This is a genomic window from Rhodobacterales bacterium HKCCA1288 (assembly GCA_015693905.1).
GTDB lineage: Bacteria > Pseudomonadota > Alphaproteobacteria > Rhodobacterales > Rhodobacteraceae > M30B80.
The window spans coordinates 801,007-823,761 of sequence record CP065161.1 but is presented as its reverse complement, the minus strand read 5'-3'; the positions used below and the strand labels follow the sequence as shown (position 1 = coordinate 823,761).

Annotated in this window: 24 protein-coding genes; 14 read left to right on the top strand and 10 right to left on the bottom strand. The window is 56.0% G+C overall.

Annotated features, from left to right (window positions below):
- Nucleotides 1-6 precede the first annotated feature (6 nt).
- A complete protein-coding gene (locus I3V23_04060; GenBank protein QPI86680.1) occupies nt 7-1,068 on the bottom strand; it encodes an IS630 family transposase in 1,062 nt (353 codons plus the stop codon).
- A gap of 230 nt (nt 1,069-1,298) precedes the next feature.
- Here I3V23_04060 and I3V23_04055 point away from each other — a divergent pair, with 230 nt between their 5' ends.
- The 5 genes from I3V23_04055 to sulP all read left to right on the top strand — a co-directional run bounded on the left by I3V23_04055 (nt 1,299) and on the right by sulP (nt 6,650).
- Complete coding sequence (locus tag I3V23_04055; GenBank protein QPI86159.1) at nt 1,299-1,730, top strand: YeeE/YedE family protein; 432 nt, start codon at nt 1,299-1,301, stop codon at nt 1,728-1,730.
- Nucleotides 1,731-1,734: 4 nt separating this feature from the next.
- Nucleotides 1,735-2,187, top strand: a complete 453-nt coding sequence (locus I3V23_04050; protein QPI86158.1) for a YeeE/YedE family protein — start codon at nt 1,735-1,737, stop codon at nt 2,185-2,187.
- Nucleotides 2,188-2,217: 30 nt separating this feature from the next.
- The gene (locus I3V23_04045; GenBank protein QPI86157.1) at nt 2,218-3,102 is read left to right on the top strand and encodes an MBL fold metallo-hydrolase; all 885 of its coding nucleotides are present in this window, start codon (nt 2,218-2,220) and stop codon (nt 3,100-3,102) included.
- Between the two features lie 53 nt (nt 3,103-3,155).
- Complete coding sequence (locus I3V23_04040) at nt 3,156-4,829, top strand: TIGR01244 family phosphatase (GenBank protein ID QPI86156.1); 1,674 nt, start codon at nt 3,156-3,158, stop codon at nt 4,827-4,829.
- A 105-nt stretch (nt 4,830-4,934) separates the two neighbouring features.
- On the top strand, nt 4,935-6,650 hold the full coding sequence (gene sulP, locus I3V23_04035; protein QPI86155.1) for a sulfate permease: 1,716 nt from the start codon (nt 4,935-4,937) through the stop codon (nt 6,648-6,650).
- A gap of 25 nt (nt 6,651-6,675) precedes the next feature.
- On the opposite strand, the gene I3V23_04030 is transcribed toward sulP, so the two are convergent.
- Nucleotides 6,676-7,110 (bottom strand): transcriptional repressor, encoded by a 435-nt coding sequence (locus I3V23_04030; GenBank protein ID QPI86679.1) that lies wholly within the window; start codon nt 7,108-7,110, stop codon nt 6,676-6,678.
- 255 nt (nt 7,111-7,365) lie between these two features.
- Between I3V23_04030 and fabA the strand changes: the two genes are divergently transcribed.
- Genes fabA through I3V23_04015 form a run of 3 tightly spaced genes read left to right on the top strand, consistent with a single transcriptional unit; the run spans nt 7,366 to nt 9,936 of the window.
- Nucleotides 7,366-7,875 carry a bifunctional 3-hydroxydecanoyl-ACP dehydratase/trans-2-decenoyl-ACP isomerase gene (fabA, locus tag I3V23_04025; GenBank protein QPI86154.1) on the top strand — a complete coding sequence of 170 codons (510 nt, stop codon included), beginning with the start codon at nt 7,366-7,368 and terminating at the stop codon, nt 7,873-7,875.
- A 36-nt stretch (nt 7,876-7,911) separates the two neighbouring features.
- On the top strand, nt 7,912-9,141 hold the full coding sequence (gene fabB, locus I3V23_04020) for a beta-ketoacyl-ACP synthase I (GenBank protein ID QPI86153.1): 1,230 nt from the start codon (nt 7,912-7,914) through the stop codon (nt 9,139-9,141).
- A gap of 6 nt (nt 9,142-9,147) precedes the next feature.
- Nucleotides 9,148-9,936 carry an SDR family oxidoreductase gene (locus I3V23_04015; GenBank protein ID QPI86152.1) on the top strand — a complete coding sequence of 263 codons (789 nt, stop codon included), beginning with the start codon at nt 9,148-9,150 and terminating at the stop codon, nt 9,934-9,936.
- 135 nt (nt 9,937-10,071) lie between these two features.
- Here I3V23_04015 and I3V23_04010 read toward each other — a convergent pair whose 3' ends face one another.
- Nucleotides 10,072-10,500 (bottom strand): peptidylprolyl isomerase, encoded by a 429-nt coding sequence (locus tag I3V23_04010; GenBank protein QPI86151.1) that lies wholly within the window; start codon nt 10,498-10,500, stop codon nt 10,072-10,074.
- A 190-nt stretch (nt 10,501-10,690) separates the two neighbouring features.
- Here I3V23_04010 and I3V23_04005 point away from each other — a divergent pair, with 190 nt between their 5' ends.
- Nucleotides 10,691-11,533, top strand: a complete 843-nt coding sequence (locus I3V23_04005; GenBank protein QPI86150.1) for an alpha/beta hydrolase — start codon at nt 10,691-10,693, stop codon at nt 11,531-11,533.
- Nucleotides 11,530-12,501 (top strand): threonine/serine dehydratase, encoded by a 972-nt coding sequence (locus tag I3V23_04000; protein ID QPI86149.1) that lies wholly within the window; start codon nt 11,530-11,532, stop codon nt 12,499-12,501. The genes I3V23_04005 and I3V23_04000 overlap by 4 nt, the downstream gene beginning before the upstream one ends.
- Here I3V23_04000 and I3V23_03995 read toward each other — a convergent pair.
- The 5 genes from I3V23_03995 to I3V23_03975 all read right to left on the bottom strand — a co-directional run bounded on the left by I3V23_03995 (nt 12,490) and on the right by I3V23_03975 (nt 17,022).
- Nucleotides 12,490-13,701, bottom strand: a complete 1,212-nt coding sequence (locus tag I3V23_03995; GenBank protein ID QPI86678.1) for a TCR/Tet family MFS transporter — start codon at nt 13,699-13,701, stop codon at nt 12,490-12,492. The two genes, I3V23_04000 and I3V23_03995, sit on opposite strands and share 12 nt — an antisense overlap.
- Before the next feature lie 42 nt (nt 13,702-13,743).
- Nucleotides 13,744-14,559 carry a 3-oxoadipate enol-lactonase gene (gene pcaD, locus I3V23_03990; protein QPI86677.1) on the bottom strand — a complete coding sequence of 272 codons (816 nt, stop codon included), beginning with the start codon at nt 14,557-14,559 and terminating at the stop codon, nt 13,744-13,746.
- The gene (locus I3V23_03985) at nt 14,543-15,310 is read right to left on the bottom strand and encodes an FCD domain-containing protein (protein ID QPI86148.1); all 768 of its coding nucleotides are present in this window, start codon (nt 15,308-15,310) and stop codon (nt 14,543-14,545) included. Before I3V23_03985 ends, pcaD begins: the two co-directional genes overlap by 17 nt.
- Nucleotides 15,311-15,380: 70 nt before the next feature.
- Nucleotides 15,381-16,052 carry an OmpA family protein gene (locus I3V23_03980; protein QPI86147.1) on the bottom strand — a complete coding sequence of 224 codons (672 nt, stop codon included), beginning with the start codon at nt 16,050-16,052 and terminating at the stop codon, nt 15,381-15,383.
- A 121-nt stretch (nt 16,053-16,173) separates the two neighbouring features.
- Nucleotides 16,174-17,022 carry a bifunctional helix-turn-helix domain-containing protein/methylated-DNA--[protein]-cysteine S-methyltransferase gene (locus tag I3V23_03975; protein ID QPI86146.1) on the bottom strand — a complete coding sequence of 283 codons (849 nt, stop codon included), beginning with the start codon at nt 17,020-17,022 and terminating at the stop codon, nt 16,174-16,176.
- Nucleotides 17,023-17,159: 137 nt separating this feature from the next.
- Between I3V23_03975 and nth the strand changes: the two genes are divergently transcribed.
- Together nth and I3V23_03965 are read left to right on the top strand one after the other, a co-directional pair.
- Nucleotides 17,160-17,804, top strand: coding sequence for an endonuclease III (gene nth / locus I3V23_03970; GenBank protein QPI86676.1), 645 nt, complete (start codon nt 17,160-17,162; stop codon nt 17,802-17,804).
- Nucleotides 17,801-18,796: an adenosine kinase gene (locus tag I3V23_03965; GenBank protein ID QPI86145.1), complete on the top strand. Its 996-nt coding sequence runs from the start codon at nt 17,801-17,803 to the stop codon at nt 18,794-18,796. The genes nth and I3V23_03965 overlap by 4 nt, the downstream gene beginning before the upstream one ends.
- On the opposite strand, the gene I3V23_03960 is transcribed toward I3V23_03965, so the two are convergent.
- Nucleotides 18,797-19,615, bottom strand: a complete 819-nt coding sequence (locus I3V23_03960; GenBank protein QPI86144.1) for a sulfotransferase family protein — start codon at nt 19,613-19,615, stop codon at nt 18,797-18,799. It lies immediately after the preceding gene.
- A 145-nt stretch (nt 19,616-19,760) separates the two neighbouring features.
- Here I3V23_03960 and I3V23_03955 point away from each other — a divergent pair, with 145 nt between their 5' ends.
- On the top strand, nt 19,761-21,335 hold the full coding sequence (locus I3V23_03955; GenBank protein QPI86143.1) for a glycosyl transferase: 1,575 nt from the start codon (nt 19,761-19,763) through the stop codon (nt 21,333-21,335).
- A gap of 39 nt (nt 21,336-21,374) precedes the next feature.
- Nucleotides 21,375-21,761, top strand: coding sequence for a histidine triad nucleotide-binding protein (locus I3V23_03950; protein QPI86142.1), 387 nt, complete (start codon nt 21,375-21,377; stop codon nt 21,759-21,761).
- Here I3V23_03950 and I3V23_03945 read toward each other — a convergent pair.
- Nucleotides 21,753-22,688: an ABC transporter ATP-binding protein gene (locus I3V23_03945; GenBank protein QPI86141.1), complete on the bottom strand. Its 936-nt coding sequence runs from the start codon at nt 22,686-22,688 to the stop codon at nt 21,753-21,755. The genes I3V23_03950 and I3V23_03945 overlap by 9 nt on opposite strands.
- Nucleotides 22,689-22,755: the final 67 nt, after the last annotated feature.

Here is a 22,755-nt window from a genome sequence, read left to right as displayed (position 1 = left end):
CCGCGCTTACTCCAAAACCCGAAAATCCTCGTGAGTGACGACCCTGAAGCTATCTGACACCTGATCACGGAATGTTTTCCACTCTTTGGGCAGGGTCTCTCGAAAGAACCTCAGGATCGCATCTGCGAACTTCTTTTGTGTGGGGTAGTAGCGATTGTGAGTGACGTATTGGTGCATGACCGCCCATAATCGTTCTATCGGATTTAGGTGCGGGCAATAAGGCGGTAGCTGGATCAGTCGTATGCGGCAGTCTGGTCGTTTGAGGAATTCGCGCACGTCCGGGCCCTTATGGTAAGCCGCATTATCCCAGATGACATAGATGATCCGCGAGAGAGGATTGCGTTCCTCAATCTTGGCCAGAAGCTGGGCGGCACTGACCCCGTCTACGGTGGTTGGTTCGACAAAGGGCGCATCAAAATTCTCAAGGTTGAGCGCGCCATGGATATTAACCCGCCCGCGTCCCGCGGTGGTTGTCACGGTGGGCTTTGATCCTGCCTTGACCCAGCCAAACGCAGGCTTTGTCTGATATTCGGGATGCACCGCATCGGCGAAATACACGGCTTCATCGGCGCCCAACCCGTTCAGCAGCTGCTCGTATAGCGCAATGAATTCGGCTTGTTTCTCTTCAGATGCAACGCGTGGCAGCCCTTTCGGCTTCCGGTATTCATAGCCCAGCCGCGACAGAAGCTTGATGCAGCCCGAGTGGGAATAGTCCACGCCATATTGTGCCGCGATGTACGCCCTGATCTCGACAGTCGATCGACAGAAGCGGTCGTCCAGCCAGGTGCAAAGCTCCGTCTCTTGAGCTGTCGTCATGCGGGACTGACCACCCTTCCAGCCGTCGGTCGAAAGCGCGTCCCAGCCGCCCTCTCGGTAGGTCTTGTACCAGCCCCGAATGGTATCATCGTCCAGATACAGAAACTCCGCGATAGCCTGACAGGACTTACCGTCATCAAGGAGCAGGATTGCATTGGCGCGCCGTGCAACGCCGTGATCTTCGCGCTGGCTACGCACGCAAACCTCAAGTTCACGCCGTTCTGAAGAGGAGAGAAAACCGGGACGGATCATGCGCATATCTGAATCGTTGCCCACTCGAACGTCAACCCTTCAAATCTCGGTTCTTCAATGACTCCCAGTATAACCTAAAAAAATTTTTGGCTTATGTGACTACATCACTGTCAGCGCGGGTGGTATTTTGTAGATAGATTTCCAGCGAACAACGTAACCAGCTTAATCACGCATAAAATAAGGGCGAATCTCTTAGGCCTTGATTTTACGCGCAGACATATGGACGTAAGATGGAAACCGAATTTACACCACTTCTTTCCGCCACTGGCGGTATTTTGATCGGCCTCTCAGCCGTTCTGTTGATGCTGACCTTGGGTCGCGTCATGGGGGCCACAGGCATTTTAACGGGCGTTTTGGCACCTGCAAGCCGCAGCGACTTTTCTTGGCGCGCGGCCTTGATGTTGGGCATGATCACCGGCCCTGCGGCACATTTCTTTTTGCGCGGCGAGATGCCCGAAATCAGCGTGCCCGCCTCGATGCCGATGCTCTTGATCGGTGGCTTTATCGTGGGACTTGGCGTCACCTTTGGCTCTGGCTGCACATCGGGCCACGGCGTTTGCGGCATGGCGCGCCTGTCCAAGCGGTCAATCTCCGCAACTTTGACATTTATGGCAACCACCGCGATCACTGTTTTTGTGATCCGCCACGTGATCGGAGGCTGATCTGATGCGCTATATTTCAACATATATCATCGGCCTGATTTTCGGCCTCGGCATTTCGCTTTCGGGCATGTCTAACCCCGCAAAAGTGATCAACTTCTTTGACGTTGCGGGCAGTTGGGATCCAAGCCTTGCCTTTGTGATGGGCGGTGCTTTGCTTGTCACCTTTATCGGGTATCGCTTGGTTCTGCCGCGCCCTTCTGGCCCTATTTTTGAGGGTAAATTTGCCCTACCAACCGCAAACAAATTAGACGCGCGCCTCTTGGGTGGCTCAGCCTTGTTTGGGGTGGGTTGGGGTATTGCAGGCTTTTGCCCTGGCGGGGCCTTGCCCGCAATCGGCACTGGTCGCCTCGATGTCTTGGCCTTTGTCGCCGCAATGCTTGTCGGTATTTTTGTGGCCCGCGCCATCATAGCGGCGCGTCAAAATGCCGAACTGAATTCAAATGTGAAACGCGCCTGACTGAAACGATCGTCTTTAAGGAGCAAGAAAATGACCACCTTCCCCGTAAATATGAATGTTCAGCCCGAGGTTGAGCCGTTCTTTGATCCTGCGACCAATACAATCTCCTATGTGGTCAAAGATCCCAATTCCAATTCCTGCGCGATTGTCGATAGCGTTATGGATATCGACTATGCGGCGGGCAAGATTTCCTATGAAAATGCCGATGCGATTATCTCCTATGTCAAGGAAAAGGGCCTCAAAGTTGAATGGCTGATTGAGACCCATGTTCACGCTGATCACCTGTCGGCAGCACCTTATATCCAAGAAAAACTTGGTGGGAAAATCGGTATTGGTGAAAATATCATCACCGTTCAGGAAACTTTCGGCAAAGTGTTCAACGAAGGCACTGAATTCCAACGCGATGGCAGCCAGTTTGACGCGCTCTTTAAGGATGGCGATGTCTACGAGATCGGGGGGCTACGTGCCTTTGCAATCTACACCCCTGGCCACACGCCCGCTTGCATGACCCATGTGGTTGGGAATGCGGCCTTTGTGGGCGACACGCTGTTCATGCCTGATGGCGGCTCTGCGCGGGCGGATTTCCCAGGCGGGGACGCAGGCACGCTTTACGACAGCATTCAGAAAGTTTTGGCTCTGCCCGATGAGATGCGTCTCTTTATGTGCCATGATTACGGCCCCAATGGCCGCAATATCGAGTGGGAAACCACAGTGGGTGATGAGAAAAAGCACAACATCCACGTGGGCGAGGGCAAGACACGCGAGGAATTTATCAAGTTCCGCACCGAGCGTGACGCGCAGCTTGATATGCCGAAATTGATTATTCCCTCATTGCAGGTGAATATGCGCGCAGGCGACATCCCGACAGACAAGGATGGCCGTCCGATGCTCAAGGTGCCTTTGAACACACTTTGAGCGTCTCGCTATCATAAGCCAACAGTCTCCGTTTTTCGGAGGGAGGAACGACAATGGAAATCAAGACCATCAATGCCGAGATTTCGGTTGCACCGCAAATCACGCCTGATGAGGTGCAGAAATTGGCAGATCAGGGCTTTCGCGCTTTGATCTGCAACCGCCCTGATGGCGAGGCGGCGGATCAGCCGAATTTTTCGGAAATCGAGGCGGCTGCGAAAAAGGCAGGTCTTGAAATCCGCAATCTGCCGATTGTGTCGGGCAAAGTGTCTGACCAAGATGCAGCAGATTTTGGCGCGGCAATGCAGGAATTGCCGCGTCCCATTTTGGCCTATTGCCGCACGGGCACGCGCTCGGCCACTTTGTGGTCACTCTCGCAAGCCAATCGAATGTCAGTTGCCGATATTTTGGCGGCCACCAAGGCGGCGGGCTATGATATGGGGGGCGTTGTGCGCCGCATTGCCAATGGCGGCAAAACCCCAACAGATCGCGCAGATGCAAGTTATGACATCGTCATCGTAGGCGGGGGGGCGGCAGGGCTTGCTGTTGCGGCCTCTCTCAAATCGCGCAAATCATCGCTTGATATTGCTGTGATTGATCCCGCAGATATCCATTACTATCAACCCGGTTGGACAATGGTGGGCGGGGGCATCTTTGAGGCCTCTGACACGGCCAAAACCATGGGCAGCTTGATCCCACGCGGGGTCACATGGATCAAATCCGCCGTTGCGGCCTTTGAACCCAAAGATGATTCCGTGATCCTTGATGGCTGTCGGGTGGTTAAATACAAACGCCTGATCGTGGCACCTGGTTTGAAACTGGCATGGGATCGGGTTGAGGGCTTGGAAGCCACGCTTGGCAAGAATGGCGTGACCTCAAATTATCGTTATGATTTAGCGCCTTACACATGGAACCTCGTCAAGAACATGAAGGAGGGGCGTGCAATCTTTACGCAGCCCCCCATGCCCATCAAATGCGCAGGCGCGCCACAAAAAGCGATGTATCTCTCTGGGGATCATTGGACGCGCGCGGGCGTGCTCAAGGACATCTCGATTGATTTCATGAACGCAGGTGGTGTTTTGTTCGGGGTCAAGGATTACGTCCCCGCGCTTGAGGGCTATGTGCAAAAATACGGCGCCAATCTGAACTTCTTTCACAATCTCAAGGCGATTGATGGGGAGGCGAGAAAGGCGTGGTTTACTGTGGCCAAGCCCGACACCACGCCCACTGAGGTTGAGGTGGAATTCGACATGATCCATGTCGTTCCGCCGCAGATCGCACCCGATTTCATTCGAGTCTCGCCTTTGGCTGACGCGGCGGGATGGGTCGATGTGGATCAAGCCACGCTGCGTCATAAAACCTATGACAATATCTGGTCATTGGGCGATGTGATGAACGCGCCAAATGCAAAAACCGCTGCGGCGGCGCGGATGCAGGCCCCTGTGGTCGCGCAAAACGTGGTCGATGACATTAATGGCCGCAGCGCCACCGCCCAATATAATGGCTATGGCTCCTGCCCGTTGACGGTTGAGCGTGGCAAAATCGTTTTGGCCGAATTTGGGTATGGTGGGGCGCTGCTGCCCTCCTTCCCGAAACTGTTGATTGACGGCACAAAACCCTCGCGCCTTGCATGGTGGCTGAAGGAAAGCTTCCTGCCGCCTTTCTATTGGAAAGGTATGCTCAAGGGCCGCGAATGGATGGTGAAGCCTGAAAAGATCAGCGCAAGCTGAGGATGAGATTGGTCAGGGCCGCGTCTGGCCCTGACCGCTAAACTGCCACGACACCTAGCGTGCCGCGTGCCAAAACCCTACCGCTAGACGACAGGCAATTGTCCCATGAAGAAGCTCTCCCGTTACCTCCCCGTCCTTGATTGGGGGCGGACATATAATTCTAACGCCTTTTCCAATGATATGATTGCGGCGGTGATCGTGACGATCATGCTGATCCCGCAATCGCTGGCTTATGCGCTTTTGGCAGGCTTGCCGCCTGAGGCGGGGATTTATGCCTCGATCGCGCCCATCATTCTTTATGCTATTTTCGGCACAAGCCGCGCTTTGGCGGTGGGGCCTGTGGCGGTTGTGTCCTTGATGACCGCTGCTGCCGTTGGACAGGTCGCCGAGGCGGGCACAATGGGCTATGCCATGGCGGCCTTAAGCCTTGCGATGTTATCGGGCGCGATGCTGCTGTTTTTGGGCATTTTCCGCCTCGGCTTCTTGGCCAATTTCCTCAGCCATCCTGTGATTGCAGGGTTTATCACCGCCTCTGGCATCTTGATTGCGGCAAGCCAGTTCAAACATATCATCGGGGTGCAGGCCAGCGGCCATACATTGGTTGAGATGGTCATTTCCTTGGTCGAGCATCTTGGCCAGATCAACCCGATCACTGTGGTGATTGGTGTGTCGGCAACCGCGTTTCTGTTTTGGGTGCGCAAGGGCCTAAAGCCGCGGCTTTTGGCCATGGGAATGGCGCCGCGCATGGCAGATATTGCGCAAAAAGCGGGGCCTGTTGCGGCCGTTGTTGTGACAACGCTTGCCACTTGGGCCTTTGGGTTGGCGGATCACGGCGTTGCGATTGTGGGGGATGTGCCCCAAAGCCTGCCGCCCTTGACCCTGCCTGACCTGTCGCCAGCACTGTTGGGGCAATTGTTTGTGCCCGCGCTGTTGATCTCGATTATTGGGTTTGTTGAATCGATTTCGGTGGCACAGACCCTTGCCGCCAAAAAGCGGCAGCGCATCAATCCCGACCAAGAATTGATTGGCCTTGGTGCGGCCAATTTGGGCGCGGCCTTTACGGGGGGCTATCCTGTGACGGGTGGTTTCGCCCGTTCGGTGGTCAATTTTGATGCAGGGGCTGAGACACCAGCGGCAGGGGCTTATACGGCGGTGGGGTTGGCCATTGCGGCCGTGGCATTGACGCCATTGGTGTTTTTCCTCCCCAAAGCCACGCTTGCGGCCACAATCATTGTCGCGGTGCTGAGCCTTGTCGATTTATCAATTTTGAAAAAAACATGGGGCTATTCCTTTGCCGATTTTGCGGCGGTGGCTGCAACCATTGTGTTGACCTTGGGCTTTGGCGTTGAGACGGGGGTTTCGGCAGGGGTGATTTTGTCAATCTTGCTGCACCTTTACAAAACCTCGCGCCCCCATGTCGCCGAAGTGGGTCTTGTTCCGGGAACACAGCATTTTCGCAATATCAACCGCCACAAGGTTGAGACGGCGGATAGCCTTTTGGCCATTCGGATTGACGAGTCGCTTTACTTTGCTAATGCCCGCTTCCTTGAGGATTTGGTGCTGGATCGCGTGGTCGAGGATTGCCCGATCAAGGATGTGGTGCTGATGTGTTCTGCGGTGAACGAGATTGATATGTCCGCACTAGAAACCCTTGAGGCGTTGAATACGCGCCTCAGTGACATGGGCGTGCGGCTTCATATGTCCGAAGTGAAAGGGCCTGTCACTGACCGCCTCAAGCGCAGTCATTTTCTGGATGAATTGTCAGGCGAATTGTTCCTGTCGCAATATGATGCGTGGGTCAAACTCTCGGGCAAAGCATGACAGCGTGCCTCAGGGCGGCGGGGGATTACTCCGCCGCTTGTGCTGGGGTTTTACGCAGACGGATCACGACATCCAATTTGGATATTTCATAGCCCTCAGGCAAATCGGGTAGGGCCGTGACCTTTAACTGGCCCGCAGGCGCATCTTCAAGCTGACCTGTTTCTTCCATGAAGAAATGCGGATGGTCATCCATGCGGGTGTCGAAATAACTGCGCGCGCCATCCACGATCACCTCGCGCATCAGCCCCGCATCGCAAAAGGCCCGCAAGGTGTTGTAGACGGTCGCAAGGGACACTGGATCACCCGCCGCTTGGGTTGCTGCATGCAAGCCTTCAGCCGTCACATGGCGATGATGACCATCCCCCACCAACAAAGTTGCAAGCGAAAGGCGCTGACGGGTCGGGCGGAGCGCCGCCTGTGCCAGCCAGTTTGTGCTGCGCTCTAGGGCTTCGGGTGTCATCATTGGTCAATGTCCTGCGAGTTCTGATTGCAATATATGCCCTAAGGCGTAGGTTTTTCAATTCGTTTGTCGAAATTGACGCAGTTGGATGCCAAGTCGCAGGAAAAAACCTTAGGCAAGCTGTCGCAAAATCGTTACCTTTGCTGCGTGCTGCCCTTGCATGGGGTGCAAACGCAATGGTAAGTCGAATACACACGATCGGACAGGCCGCCCCTCGCGGGTGCTCGGCAAAAATAAGCAGGGGAGGCAGAGCATATGTCGCAATATCCGACACGCTTTGACAGAGATGATCTATTGAAATGCGCGCGCGGCGAATTGTTTGGGCCTGGCAACGCGCAATTGCCCGAGCCCCCAATGCTGATGATGGATCGCATCACCGATATTTCCGAAGATGGCGGCGCGCATGGCAAGGGTCATGTGGTTGCAGAATTCGACATCAAGCCAGATCTTTGGTTTTTCGACTGCCATTTTCCCAATAACCCAATCATGCCGGGCTGCCTTGGCCTTGATGGCCTGTGGCAATTGACGGGCTTCAACCTTGGTTGGCGCGGTTGGCAGGGGCGCGGATATGCGCTTGGCGTGGGTGAGGTAAAACTGACGGGTATGGTGCGCCCTGATCGCAAAATGCTGACCTATCATATAGATTTCACGAAAGCCGTGCAAACACGGCGTCTGACAATGGGTGTCGCCGATGGTCGGGTTGAGGCCGATGGTGAGGTGATTTACCAAGTCAAAGATATGAAAGTCGCGCTTTCAGAAAGCTGATTGGAAGCGGTTCGAATACGCAAGAAGGAGCTTTGAATGCGCCGCGTTGTCGTTACGGGATTGGGCATTGTCTCACCCATCGGGAATAATGCCCAAGAGGTTTCCGCAGCTTTGAAAGCGGGGCAGTCTGGGGTTGAATTCAACCCTGACATGGCCGAGCGCGGGTTTCGCAGCCATGTCTCGGGCACGCTGAAAATTGATGTGACCGAACATGTCGATAAACGCGCCTTGCGCTTTATGGGGCCGGGCGCCGCTTATGCGCATATCGCGATGGCGCAAGCAATTTCGGATGCAGGCCTGTCTGAGGCCGAAGTTGTGAATGAACGCACAGGTCTGATCGCAGGCTCAGGCGGGCCATCCACCAGTGCCATGTTGGCTGCGCATCAAACAGTGCTGAATTCGGGCGCAACCAAGCGTATTGGGCCGTTTGCCGTGCCCAAATGTATGTCCTCCACCATCTCGGCAAATCTTTCGACCGCTTATCAGATCAAGGGGATCAACTATTCGATCACCTCGGCCTGTTCGACCAGTTTGCATTGCATCGGGGTCGCGGCTGAACAAATCATGATGGGCAAGCAAGATGTGATGTTTGCAGGTGGCGCGGAAGAGTTGGATTGGACCTTGTCTTGTCTCTTTGACGCCATGGGGGCGATGTCGTCCAAATATAATGACACACCCACAAAAGCGAGCCGCGCCTTTGATGCAGACCGTGATGGTTTCGTGATTGCAGGGGGCGGCGGCATCGTTGTGTTGGAAAGCCTCGATCACGCGCTGGCGCGCGGGGCCAAAATCTATGCCGAGGTCACGGGATTTGCCGCAACATCGGATGGGCATGACATGGTTGCCCCATCGGGCGAGGGGGGAGAGCGCGCGATGCGTCTTGCGCTGCAATCCCTGCCTGAGGGGCGCAAGGTCAGCTATATCAATGCGCATGGCACATCCACACCCGTGGGGGATGTGGGCGAGGTTCAGGCGGTGCGCCGCGTCTTTGGCGAAGGTCAGACCCCGCCAATTTCCTCGACCAAATCCATGACGGGCCACAGCCAAGGGGCCACTGGCGCGCAGGAAGCGATCTATTGCTTGCTGATGTTGGACCAAGATTTCATTGCGCCTTCGATCAATGTAGAAACCCTTGATCCCAATTTGCACCCCAGTGAGATTGCCACCACACTTGTTGAGGCGGCAAATCTGGATACGGTGATGACCAATTCATTTGGCTTTGGCGGCACCAATGGCTCGATGCTGTTGTCGCGCTATCGGGGGTAGGGGATTATGGCGGATTTGATGAAGGGTAAGCGCGGCCTGATTATGGGGGTCGCGAATGATCGCTCTATCGCATGGGGCATCGCCAAGGCCATGGCAGATGAGGGCGCAGAGCTTGCCTTTAGCTATCAGGGCGAAGCCTTTGGCAAGCGGGTCGAACCGCTTGCCGCATCCGTTGGGTCGGACATTTTGATTGATGTTGATGTGACTGATGATGCCTCGATGGAGGCGGCATTTGCGGCGCTCAAAGAGAAATGGGGCACACTCGATTTCGTGGTTCATGCCATCGCTTTTTCGGATAAGTCCGAATTGACGGGGCGGTTTTCCGATACAAGCCGTGCGAATTTCTCTAATTCCTTGGAAATCTCTTGCTACTCGTTCATTGATGTCGCCCGCCGCGCATCGGAATTGATGCCTGAGGGTGGCACATTGTTGACGCTGACCTATCAAGGGTCAAACCGCGTGACGCCATTTTACAACGTGATGGGCGTGGCCAAGGCGGCCTTGGAAAGTGCTGTGCGCTACTTGGCCAATGACCTTGGCCCACAAAATATCCGTGTCAATGCCATCAGCCCGGGCCCAATGAAAACCTTGGCAGGGGCCGCGATTGGCGGCGCGCGGAAAACCTTTAAGACGACAGAGATGAACGCACCTTTGCGCGCCAATGCCACGCTTGAGGCGGTTGGGGGAACGGCGGTCTACCTCGCCTCTGACTATGGGGCCTGCACCACGGGCGAGATTGTGCGCGTGGATGGTGGCTACCACGTTCTGGGCATGGCGCAGCCGGAGAATCTGTGACGAAGGCCAAAATATGATCGGCTCGGGCGGGTTTTGGGCCGCCCTTTGGCTGATTTTGATGCGCGTTAGAAACGGCGCGCCGCATTAAAAAACCGCCCCTGCATCTGGGGGCGGTTTTTTTCTCATCAGCCTAAATTAGGCGATTTCGACCAATTCCACCGCAAAGGTCAAATCCTTGCCTGCCAACGGGTGGTTTGCGTCTAGGGTGACTTCCTCATCGGTGACCGAGGTCACTGTGACGGGGATCGTCTGGCCGTCTGGGGTTTGCACTTGCAGGCCGCCACCCACTTCAAGGGGGATTTCAGCAGGGATTTGCGCCCGTGGCACCGCCTGAACCGCCTCGGGGCGGTGGTCGCCATAGGCCTCAGCCGCGGCGATGGTCACCGATTTCTTTTCGCCTTGGCTCATGCCCGTGATGGCCGCGTCTAGACCTGCGATGATCTGACCTGAGCCAAGCGTAAAGCGCAGCGGATCGCGCCCTTCGGAACTGTCAAACTGGCTGCCATCGGCCAAGGTGCCTGTGTAATGAATGGCGACTGTATCGCCTGCTTTCGCCTGCGTCATGGCTGTCCTTTCGGATATTTTGGGGGAAATGAATGTCACGGGGCCGCATCTTTGCAGGTGCCCGTATTGGGTTCTGTCTCAACTTAGGCGTTTCTACCCCAGATTGAAACCCCGTTGGTGAATTTTGCGATTGTGCGCGCGAAGGCGGCTGATACTCTGACCCAATAGATGCGCGAAAGGGGGGTATCTGATGGGCGAAACGGCCTATGTGACCGCCAAAGATGGGGTGCGCCTTGCCTATGATGACACGGGCGGGGCGGGGCCTGTTCTGCTCTGTCTTGCGGGGCTGACGCGCAATCGCGAGGATTTTGATTTTGTGGTGCGCGATTTTCGCGATCAGGCGCGCATCATTCGCCTTGATTTTCGGGGGCGGGGCGGCTCGGATTATGCGGATCCCGCCACCTACACCCCTTTGCAAGAGGCCGAAGATGTCGTGACCCTGCTGGATCATTTGGGACTTGCGCAAGCGGCTATATTGGGCACCTCGCGCGGCGGCATTGTAGCGATGATTATGGGGCTTACGGCGCGCGCGCGGCTCAGTGGTGTTTGCCTCAACGATATTGGCCCTGAAATTATGCCCGAAGGCTTGTCTGCGATCATGGGTTATATTGGCCGCAGACCCAAGTTTCGCAGTTTGTCAGAGGCGGCAGCGGCCATGCCTGATCTGCACCCCAGTTTTCGCAACGTGCCCTCTGAAACATGGGCCGCCCATGTGGCGCGGCTGTGGCGCGAGGATGAGGCGGGGCTGCATCTGCGCTATGATCCGCGCCTGCGCGAGGCGGTTGCGCCCGCCTTTGCAGCTGATGCCAAGCCCGTTGATCTTTGGCCCTGTTTCGATGCTTTGGCCGCGCTGCCCCTCGCGCTGATCCGTGGGGCAGGGTCAAATATCCTGTCGGGGGAGGTGGCTGAAAAAATGCGCGCTCTCAGGCCCGATATGATTTACGCTGACCTACCTGATCGCGGCCATGTTCCCTTTCTCGATGAACCCGCATCACAGGCGGTGATATCTCAATTTCTGAAGGAGATCGCATGAGCGATATCGCGCAAATCCGTGCCGCTGCTGCCCGCGCCAAGGGCCATGTGCGTCAAACCCCGCTCTTATCCGCGCCCGCCCTAGATGACATCGCGGGGCGCAGGGTTTTTGCCAAGGCCGAGGTTTTGCAACTGACAGGCAGTTTTAAGTTTCGCGGGGCATGGTCTGCCGTCTCGAATTTACCCGCTGCAGAGCGCGCCAAAGGGGTGCTTGCCTTTTCATCGGGCAATCATGCGCAAGGTGTGGCCTATGCCGCCGCGCTGCATGGGGTGCAGGCCACCATCATCATGCCCGCCGATGCGCCACAGGCCAAGATTGACAATACGCGCTTTTATGGGGCCGAAGTGATCCTTTATGACCGCAAAGGGGGGGAGGATCGAAATGTGATCGGTGCGCGCCTGCAAGAAGAGCGCGGCCTGCCTTTGATCAAACCCTTTGACAATGCAGATGTGATTGCAGGGCAGGGCACCTGCGGGCTTGAGATTGCCCAACAGGCGCGCGAGGCAGGTATCGAGCAGGCCGAAGTTCTGGCCTGTTGCGGGGGTGGCGGGCTTTCTGCGGGGATTGCCTTGGCGCTTGAGGCGGATGCACCACAAATGCGCCTGCGCACAGTCGAGCCAGAAGGGTTTGATGACACGGCCCGCAGTCTGGCTGCGGGCGAGATTTGCCGCAACACGGGGCCAGAAGCAGGGCTTTGTGATGCGATTGTCACCCCTGCGCCAGGGCAGTTGACCTTTCCCATCCTTAACCGCCTGGCAGGGGCGGGGATCGTGGTCAGCGATGATGAGGTGCGCGCTGCCATGCGCGCGGCCTATGCGCATTTGAAACTGGTGGTTGAACCCGGCGGCGCGGTGGCTTTGGCCGCCGCACTCTTTCATGGGGCCGAGTTGGAGGGCGACACAGCCATCGTCACCTTGTCAGGGGGCAATGTTGATTCTGATCTCTTCGCCGATATTTTACGCGGCTGAGGTCTTAATCCCGCGTCCCTTGCTGATGAAGATCAAGAGAGACGCCACCATCAGCAGGCTTGACACCAAGAAGGCCGCGCCCGGCAGGTAAAGATTGGCCCCTTCGCGGGTGAACCAGAAAAAGGCTTGGGTCATGACAAGGGGTGAGATGATCATTGACAAGGCGGAGCAGGAAGCAAGCACGCCTTGCAACGCCCCTTGTTGATCTGCCCCTGCCGCGCGGGACATCAGCGCCTGCATCGCAGGGGCCACCACCGCGCCCACGGATGAGATCGGGATCAACACCCAAACCATCCATGCCTCAGGCGCAAATCCATAACCCCAAAGCGATAGAATATTCAGGATCAAGCCATATCGCACCGCGCGCGCCTCGCCTAAATAGGACAGGATAGGTCGGATCAATGCGCCTTGTGTAACAGCAATGGCTACGCCATAGGCCGCCAATGAGGCCCCGATCAGGCCAGTATCCCATCCAAAAGCGGCTTGGGTGTAATAGGCCCAGATCGTGGGGTAGACGAAATTTGAAATTTGATACGCCAACATCACGGCCAAAAGCGGGGCAAGATTTGGCAGCGCCCCAATTTCCATGATGCCGCCCAAAGGGTTGGCCCGTGCCCATTTGAAGGGGCGGCGATTTTCGGTCCGCAGCGTTTCGGGTGCTACGAAAATCCCAAAGATCAGGTTCAATCCAGCCAGAAGGGCTGCCGCATAAAACGGCGCGCGCGGATCAAGTCCGCCCAAAATACCACCCAGAACGGGGCCCAAAATAAAGCCCATTCCAAACCCTGCCGAGATCAGGCCAAAATTCTGCGCGCGTTTTTCAGCGGGGGAAATATCGGCCATATAGGCAAGGGCAGTGGCGTGGGTTGCAGCGGCAATGCCTGCAATAATCCGCCCCAAGAACAGCAACCAAATCGAATTGGCTTGCGACATGATCAGATAATCAACCGTCATCACCAAAAGCGAGATCAGCAAAATGGGACGGCGGCCAAATCGGTCGGACAGATTGCCAATGATGGGGGAAAAGATGAATTGCATCACCGCATAAGAGGCCGACAAGATGCCCCCCCAAATCGCGGCATCAGAGAGGGTGATCCCCTGCACTTCCTCAATAAGATCTGGCATGACAGGCAAGATCAGCCCGATACCCATGGCATCAAGCGTCACAGTGATCATGATAAAGGTGAGCGACAGGCGCATTGTCATAGACCCCTCATGCGAGGGTGAATGCGACTTGTCAAGCTAGGTTGACAGATGGCCTGTGGCCGCAATGAAATCTGTGATCAAGGCAGCATAATCTTCGGGCGCCTCGATAGGGGGCAAATGTCCTGCATTGCGCATCAGTTCAAACCGCGCGCCGTGGATGAGATCCGCCATCTCGCGCATCAGATCGGGCGGGGTTGATCCATCTTCGGCCCCCGCAATGACAAGGGTCTGGAGGCGCAAAGCGGCGGTGGTGGTGTAAAAATCACTGCCTGATATGGCCTCGGCCCCGGCGAGATAGCCTGTCAGGGAGACATTTTTCAGGTCTTCCTCAAAGGCTGCGTGTCCCCCTCTGGCGCGAAAGGCGCGGGTGAACCAACGCTCCATCAAGGCGGGGGCTGCGGCCGCCATGCCGCCCTTGGCGATTGTGGCAATTCGGGACTGCCACATCTCGCGCGTGCCGATTTTGGTGGCTGTGTTCGACAGGATCAGCGCGCGGATGAGGTCAAGCCGCTTTGCCGCCAATCCTTGCGCCACCATCCCCCCAAGGGACAGACCCAAGAACATCACCTCAGAAAGCCCCAATTCGTCCAACAACGCCTCAGCATCGCGGATCAGCATCCCCATGGAATAGGGGCCGTCTGGAATATCGCTCTGGCCATGGCCGCGCATATCATAGGCGATGATCTGCAAACCTTCGGGCAAATGCGGAATCACCCCATCCCAAAGTCGCGTGCTGCACCCCAAGCCGTGACACAGCACAAGCGCGGGGGCCTGCTCACTGCCCCATCGTTCAACATGATGGCGCACCCCGTTCAGGATCAAATCGAAGGCGGTGTTATCTTTCGCGTTCATGGTCATAGCGTAATTTGGCGATTTGCTCATTGGCTTCGGCCTTTTGTTGCCGATGCAAATCTTCTTCGACATAGGTCAGATGGTGGCGGATGGCGGCCCGCGCCGCCTCGCCATCGCGGGCTTGAATTGCATCATTGATGGCGCGGTGATGATCGAGCAGCAAATCGCGCGTTGTGCGTTGCTTGAACATGACCGAGCGGTTGTAAAACACACCTTCGCGCAGCAGATCAAACATGGAGCGCATCATATGGAGCATGATGACATTGTGACTGGCTTCGATGATCGCCATATGAAATTGCGCATCAAGATCGGCCTCATACGCAGGATTGCGCTTGGAATGGGCAGCTTCCATTTTGCGAAATACGGTGTCGATCACTTTGAGGTCGGTATCCGAGGCAAATTGTGCGGCGCGTTCTGCGGCCAAAGCCTCCATATCTCGGCGGAAGGCCACATAGTCAAACACCGCTTCTGGGTGGCTGCCAAACAGACGGATCAGGGCAGGTGAGAACGCAGACCCCAAGACATCAGCGACATAAATCCCTGCGCCTGCGCGGGTTGCCAGAAGGCCGCGATCTTGCAAATCGGCAATCGCTTCGCGCAGCGAGGGGCGCGACACCCCAAGCCGTTCTGACAATTCCCGCTCAGATGGCAGCCTCTCACCAGGGCGCAATATGCCGCGCAAAATCAGCATTTCGATCTGGCGCTGCACAGAATGCGACAGTTTTTCGGCTTCGATCCGTTGAAATGGCATCCGCGCGCCCCTCCCTGATTGGTCAATTTATATGACCAGGCAGGGCGTGGGGCAAGGAATTAGCGACTTATCAGGTGCTCGGGCGAATAAAGATTTCCACGCGGCGGTTTTGCTGCCGTCCCTCAGGGGTCAGGTTCGAGGCGACAGGTTCAGTTTCGCCACGCCCAAAACTGCGCACGCGCCAAGGGGCAACCCCCTCTTCAAGCAAGACACCCGCAACCGCGCTCGCACGGCGCGAGGACAGATCCATATTATAGCCAGACGACCCCGTATTATCGGTGTGACCGATCACATCGACAGTCGTGTCTGGATAGGTTTGAAGGTTCTGCGCCAAGGCCCGCAAATCCGATTGCAGCATGGCCCGAATGGCGGCGCTGTCAGTGTCGAACAAGATGCCCTCGGGTAAGGTGACAATCAATTCCTCGCCCGTGTTCTGGATCATGATGTTTTCATTATCCATCTGCGCCCGCAGATCAGCCGCTTGGCGATCCAGCATTGATCCAATCCCTGCACCAATTGCAGCCCCCGCTGCCGCACCGATCACGGTATCGCGGCGGCTGTTTTCTCCGTCACGGGTCGCGCCAAGAAAGCCGCCCAACATCGCGCCTACAATCGCCCCGTCACGGGTGCGGTTGGCGTTTGGATCAGTGGCGGTGCTTTGGACACAGCCACTCAACACAAGGGCGATCGCGCTCAATGCGCCCAGAGATTTCAAGCGCAGGCCTGCAGTCTGTTGCGCCATGGAACACCTTCTTTCTTGGTTATTTGCTCGTGCGCTCATCATAGCTTTGCCTGGCCACAAAAGAAAGCGGGCAAGCCTCTCATCGGCAAAGCCTCGCGCAGACGTGAGAGGCGCGTGAGGTTTATCTGTGGGCCTCAAAGGCGGCGGTTTCCCATGCCAACATCGCGCGTTTGACGGGCAGGCCCCAATGATAGCCCCCCATCTCGCCCGATTTGCGCAAGGCCCGATGGCAGGGAATAAGCAGCGAGATGGGATTGCGCCCCACCGCCGTGCCAACCGCCCTGACCGCCTTTGGCGCGCCAATGGCCCCTGCAATTTCGGAATAGGTGGTGACATGGCCTGCGGGCACATTCATCAGCGCCTCCCATACCTTAATCTGAAACGGGGCGCCTATTAGGTGCAAAGACGCCTCGCCCTTGGCGTTTAGGGCGGCATTGGCCCATGGGGCGATGGCCGCTTGGTCATGCTGCAAATCGGCTTTGGGCCAACGTCTTGTCATATCCGCCAAACAGGCCGCTTCCCCCATCTCAGCGGCAAAGCCAAGCCCGCAAATCCCGCGATCTGATGCAACCACCAAAGCGGGGCCAAAGGCGCTGTCAAACCATCCGTAGCGCAGGGTCAGGCCTGCGCCGCCTTTGGCATAGTCACCGGGGGCCATGGCCTCCCATCGCAGGAATAAGTCATAAAGCCTGCCCGTGCCAGAAAGCCCCGTCAGCACGGCTGTTTCAAGCGTGCTGTGGCGCGTGGTCAAAAGCGATTTCGCATGGCCAAGCGTCAGGAATTGCGCATAGCGTTTGGGTGAGATGCCCGCATAGCGCGAAAAGACCCGCTGGAAATGCGCAGGGCTCAGGCCGATTTTATCGGCCAGATGGTCAAGGTTACTGGCCGCAGCAGGGTTTTCATCAATCAGGGCGATGGCGCGGGCAATGACGCCATAGTGATACTCGGTTTCACTTTCGGTGGTCTTCATCGCGCGCCTTCGTCCCTATGTGCTCTGTTGTGCCTATGCTAAACCTACGCGAGGCTTTGGTGCCGCGCGACCCGAAACTTGCGCAAAAGCCCCTCAACAGGGCTTGCGCCCGCGCGCCCCAATCGCCACAAGAGGCCATGGCACGCCAATTGGATTACAGCACCCTTGTCGAAATCTTTTCCCGCTTTGAGGCGGCTGAACCTGAACCCAAGGGAGAGCTGAACCATGTCAATGTCTACACGCTTTTGGTGGCTGTTGCCCTGTCTGCACAGGCCACAGATGCAGGCGTGAACCGCGCAACTGCAAAGCTCTTTCAGATCGCGGATACCCCGCAGAAAATGCTGGAACTGGGCGAAGCGGGTCTGATTGAACATATCAAGACCATCGGGCTTTATCGCAACAAGGCCAAGAATGTGATCAAGATGGCGCAAATCTTGGTCGAAGAATATGATGGTGTTGTGCCTGCCTCGCGCGCCGCGCTTCAGGCGTTGCCAGGGGTAGGGCGCAAAACCGCGAATGTGGTCTTGAACATGTGGTGGCGGCAGCCCGCGCAGGCGGTGGATACGCATATTTTCCGCGTGGGCAATCGAACGGGCATTGCCGTTGGCAAATCGGTCGATGCGGTTGAGCGCGCGATTGAGGATCATGTCCCCGCCCCATACCAACTGCATGCCCATCACTGGCTGATCTTGCATGGTCGCTATATCTGCGTGGCTCGCAAACCCAAATGCGGGGCCTGCCCCATCAAAGACTTGTGTCAATTCGAGGAAAAAACCCAATGAGCAAAACCTATGATCTGGTCGGCATCGGGAATGCCATTGTTGATGTGATTGCACATGGCAATGACGCGTTTTTGGCTGACATGGGAATTGACAAGGGCATCATGCAATTGATCGACAAGGATCGCGCCGAGACGCTTTATGCCGCGATGACGGATCGTGTGCAGACCGCTGGCGGATCGGTGGCCAATACAATTGCAGGTGCGGCCAGTTTGGGGCTGAAAACTGCGTTTTTGGGTAAGGTCAAAGACGATGAGTTGGGCCGATTTTACGCCGATGGCATGCGTGCCGATGGCAGTGATTTTCCCAACCCGCCCGTGGCGGACACGGATTTGCCGCCTACATCGCGCTCTATGATTTTTGTCTCACCAGATGGTGAGCGCTCGATGAATACATATCTTGGCGCAGGCGCTGATTTTAACGAGGCGGATGTGGATGTCGACACTGCCAAAGCCGCGCGCTGGATGTTTTTAGAGGGCTATCTCTATGACAAGCCCGAAGGCAAGTCCGCCTTTACCCTTGCAGGTCAGGCCTGCCGCGCGGGCGGGGGCAAAGTGGGGATCACCCTCTCTGATCCGTTTTGTGTGGACAGGCACCGCGATGATTTTCGCACTCTGATTGCGCAAGGTATGGATTTCACCATTGGCAACCATGAAGAATGGCTGTCGCTCTATCAGACCAGTGATCTTGACGCGGCCTTGGCTGAGGCAGCAGGGGCTTGTGGGCTGATTGTCTGCACCCATTCGGGCGAAGCGGTGAAGATCATTCACCAAGGTACGCGTTACGAAGTTGCCGTAACCCCCGTCACCCCTGTGGATGCAACAGGGGCGGGCGACCAATTCGCCGCGGGGTTCTTGGGCGGGATGGCGATGGATGTTGGCATTGCGCGCGCAGGCGAGATGGGTGTGGCTGCGGCGGCAGAGGTGATCGCCCAAATCGGCCCGCGCCCCAAGCGCAGCCTGCGTGCGGTATTCGCTGATCAAAACTTGATCTGATCAATCGCCGAGTTTGGCGTGCACCTCGTCTAGATCAATCTCGCCAATGGGCATCTTATTGGCGGGGTTTTCAAAGTCATATTTGAACAACTGAAAATCCCGTTTGTAGATTTCATAGACCAGGTGCATCGACAGATCGTCAAAATAATCCTCAACAGGATGGGCGCGCTTGGGGCCGTGCCCTTCGGATTCGTTAAAGCGCGGCACATCCGCCAGATTGACTGAAACAGGTGTTTCTACAGCGTCCAGAACCTGCTGCATCCCTTGATCGAAATGCTCCGTCCAGAAAATCTGGTTGTAACGTCCGCCATTGGCAATCAGGGTTGAGATGTGACCTGACATGGCTGACCAATGAATGTCAGGTTCCATGGGTTTGCGAAAACGGATCGTGTCGCGCGCAAACAGTAAAAATCGGCGGAAACTGGCGATTTGGTCGAATTCTTGTTTGCCATCATCACCGCCCACCTCGACCCCGTAGCGCTGCATGACTTGCGGAACGAGATTGCTGCGATACCGATTGCCATTGCGTTGGATGCCGCAAATTTTGTCAAAGAAACTGGAAAGAATGCGGGTATAGGGGTTGCGCACACAGGTGAAGGTCAGGGTGTTTTGCTCTGTCACGCCCGCCTCGATGATGGGCTGAGAATGCTCTTGCGCCCATTTGTGCAACCCTTCGCCTGCATCATGGATGTCCCCATCAAAAAAGCGGCCATGATCTGAGTAAAACATGATTTGGCCGATGCTTGAGCAGGCGCATTTGGGCACAACCCGATAAATCATTGACCCGCTTTCCGTCATCCATGTGCCTGGGAAACCCATAATCTCTTCCTCGAACTTTACGCCCTATTCTTTGGCTTTTCTCTGCGCCTGTGGCTTGAAATCCAACTTGGGCTATTTATTCAATATAATTTAGGTATTAACAATATATAGAAGAAAAAAGAAGAGACGGCAGGGCAGGCCCGCTATGGTGCGCATCGCTTTCATTCTACTATGTCACAAGAACCCCAAGCAGATCATCGAGCAAATCGAGGGTCTGACGGCGACTGGGGACTATGTGGCGGTGCATTTTGACGCCAATGCAGAGGCCGCGGATTACACGGCGCTGACCACGCGTTTCGTAGGCAATCCTTCTGTGGCCTTTGCGCAAAAGCGTGTCAAATGCGGTTGGGGGGAATGGAGCCTTGTGCGCGCCACGCTAAATGCGGTGCAGGCGGCGGTGTCTGCCTTTCCCAAAGCCACGCATTTTTATATGGTGTCGGGCGATTGCATGGCCATCAAATCTGCTGCCTATGCGCGCAATTTCCTTGCCGCACAGAACAAGGATTTCATCGAAAGCTTTGATTTCTTCAAATCAGGTTGGATTCAAACAGGCATCAAGGAGGAGCGGCTTTATTATCGCCATTTCTTCAATGAGCGCGAAAGCAAGCCTCTGTTTTATGCGGCGTTACGCCTGCAACGGGCATTGCGTCTAAAGCGCAGAATTCCGCGTGATTTGGATGTGATGATCGGGTCGCAATGGTGGTGTTTGCGCCGTGATACAATCGAAAAAATCATTGGGTTTTGCGCAGCCCGCCCCGATGTGATGCGGTTCTTCAAATATACATGGATCCCTGACGAGACGTTCTTTCAAACCTTGGTCAATCATCTTGTCCCAGATCGCGAGATTGAGCGGCGCACTTTGACCTTTTTGATGTTCTCAGATTACGGGATGCCCGCCACGTTTTATAACGACCATTTGCAGATGCTATTGGCGCAGGATTATATTTTTGCCCGAAAAATCAGTGCCGAAGCATCGTTTCTGCGAGAGGCTTTGTCGAAACTTTGGGCCTCGGGCGAGACGAATTTTGTGATCTCGCATGGGGGGCGGCGGCTTTATAAATTCTTGCGTGAACGCGGGCGGATCGGCCAACGCTTTGCGCCGCGGTTCTGGGAACGGGATGGCTCCATCGGGCAGGGGCGCGAGGTTCTGATATTGTGCAAAAAATGGCATGTGGCCAAACGACTGCTGCACAGCGCCAAAGACACGCTTGGCATTCCCGCCGTGGAATATCTCTATGACGAGGAAGATTGCGGCTTGCCGCATTTGGGCGGCATTGAGCGCACCTTAAAAAAGCGCAATCGCCACAGGCGCGCCTTGTTGCGGATGTTATTTGATTATTACCAGTCCGACCGCCTGATCATCTGTCTTGATCCCAATAATATCGAATGGATTAGGGATGTGATGAATGACCGTGCGAAGTCCGCCATTTTGGAGATCAAATGCGATTTTGACGATGATTACCTGCGCGGTCATGCCTATCGCGTGGGTCTGGCCAGTGCCGATGCCCCGCAGGAGGTGATGGATCGGATGCTGCCCGTTTTGCGCTATGAATTCCAACACCAAGAAATTCAGCTTTTGGAGGCAGGGTTTGATCCGCATTACATCATCCGCCAATCACGCAACAGCGATGAGAACTTGCAGGCGCTTGCGCAATTCTTCACCATATCGCAGGAACGGGCGCAGGGGCTGTTGAACACGCCGCATTTGTTTGACGACTAACCCCTGCCAAACGCCAATGCCAAAAGGGGGCCGCAACACATGCCGCATGAGTACGATCCGCAGAATATCTTTGCCAAAATCCTGCGCGGGGAAATTCCAAACAACACGGTCGCCGAGACTGATCATTGTTTGGCCTTTCACGATATCGGGCCACAGGCGCCGACCCATATTCTGGTGATCCCGAAAGGGGCCTATGTGACCTATGATGATTTTGCACAAAACGCGTCAGACGCGGAAATCTTGGATTTTGTGCGCCTAACGGGGCGGCTGTGCAAAGAGCTTGGCCTGTCCTTGGCTGAAGGCGGGCAGGGCTACCGCGTCATCTCCAACGCGGGCGATCATGGTGGACAAGAAGTGCCGCATTATCACCTGCATCTTTTGGGTGGGGCAGCTTTGGGGCCCTTGTTGGCGAAGCGCTCAGGCTGATTGCGTGAGCGAGACAAAGACATCCTGCAAATCGGGTTCTTGGGTTTTCACGTCACGAATGCCCACGCCCGCAACCCGCAGACTGTCTAAAATCGCGGCAGGGCTAGTTTTGGCGCGGCTATAGCTAAAGACCAATGCGCCATCGCTGCGCCGCTCAAGTGTTACGCCTTGCGGGGCGGTGACAGCATCGCTTGGCCCTTCTGGCAAGATCACGAGGCTTTTTTGATCCATCTGCGCCAGTAAGTTTTCGGTGCGGTCGCGTGCGATCACCGCGCCATGGTTGATGATGGCGATTTCATCGCACATCTCCTCGGCCTCTTCGAGGTAATGGGTGGTGAGAATGATGGTCATGCCGCGCTCTTCATTCAGGCGGCGCACATTGGCCCATAACATTTGACGCAATTCAATATCGACCCCTGCGGTTGGTTCATCCAAAACCAGCACATGGGGGTTATGAATCAATGCCTTGCCAAGCAGCAATCTGCGCCGCATCCCACCTGATAGGGTGCGGGCATAGGCTTCGGCCTTATCCTCAAGCCCGATGAGGCGCAAAACCCCCTCAACATCGCGTTGCGATTTTGGCATCCCATATAACCCTGCCTGCACATCCAATGCCGCGCGGGGGGTGAAAAACGGGTCGATGTTCAATTCTTGGGGCATCACCCCGATAGAGGCGCGCGATTGGCGCGGGTTTTTGTCCTGATCAAACCCCCAAATTGTCACTTGGCCTGAGGTCTTGGTCACAAGCCCCGCCAAAATATTGATCATTGTGGATTTGCCCGCGCCATTTGGCCCCAAGAGCCCAAAAATAGACCCGCGCGGAATGTCGAGATCAACGCCCTTCAGTGCCTCTTTGGCAGGGCTGCGCGCACTGGCCGCGTAGGTCTTGCGCAAATTGCGCAACTCGATGGCGTTTTCGCGTGGCATTGTCCTGTCTCCTCTTGCCCGATGAGAGGCAAACTGCGATATGAGGCAGATGTAAGCCTATGCTACG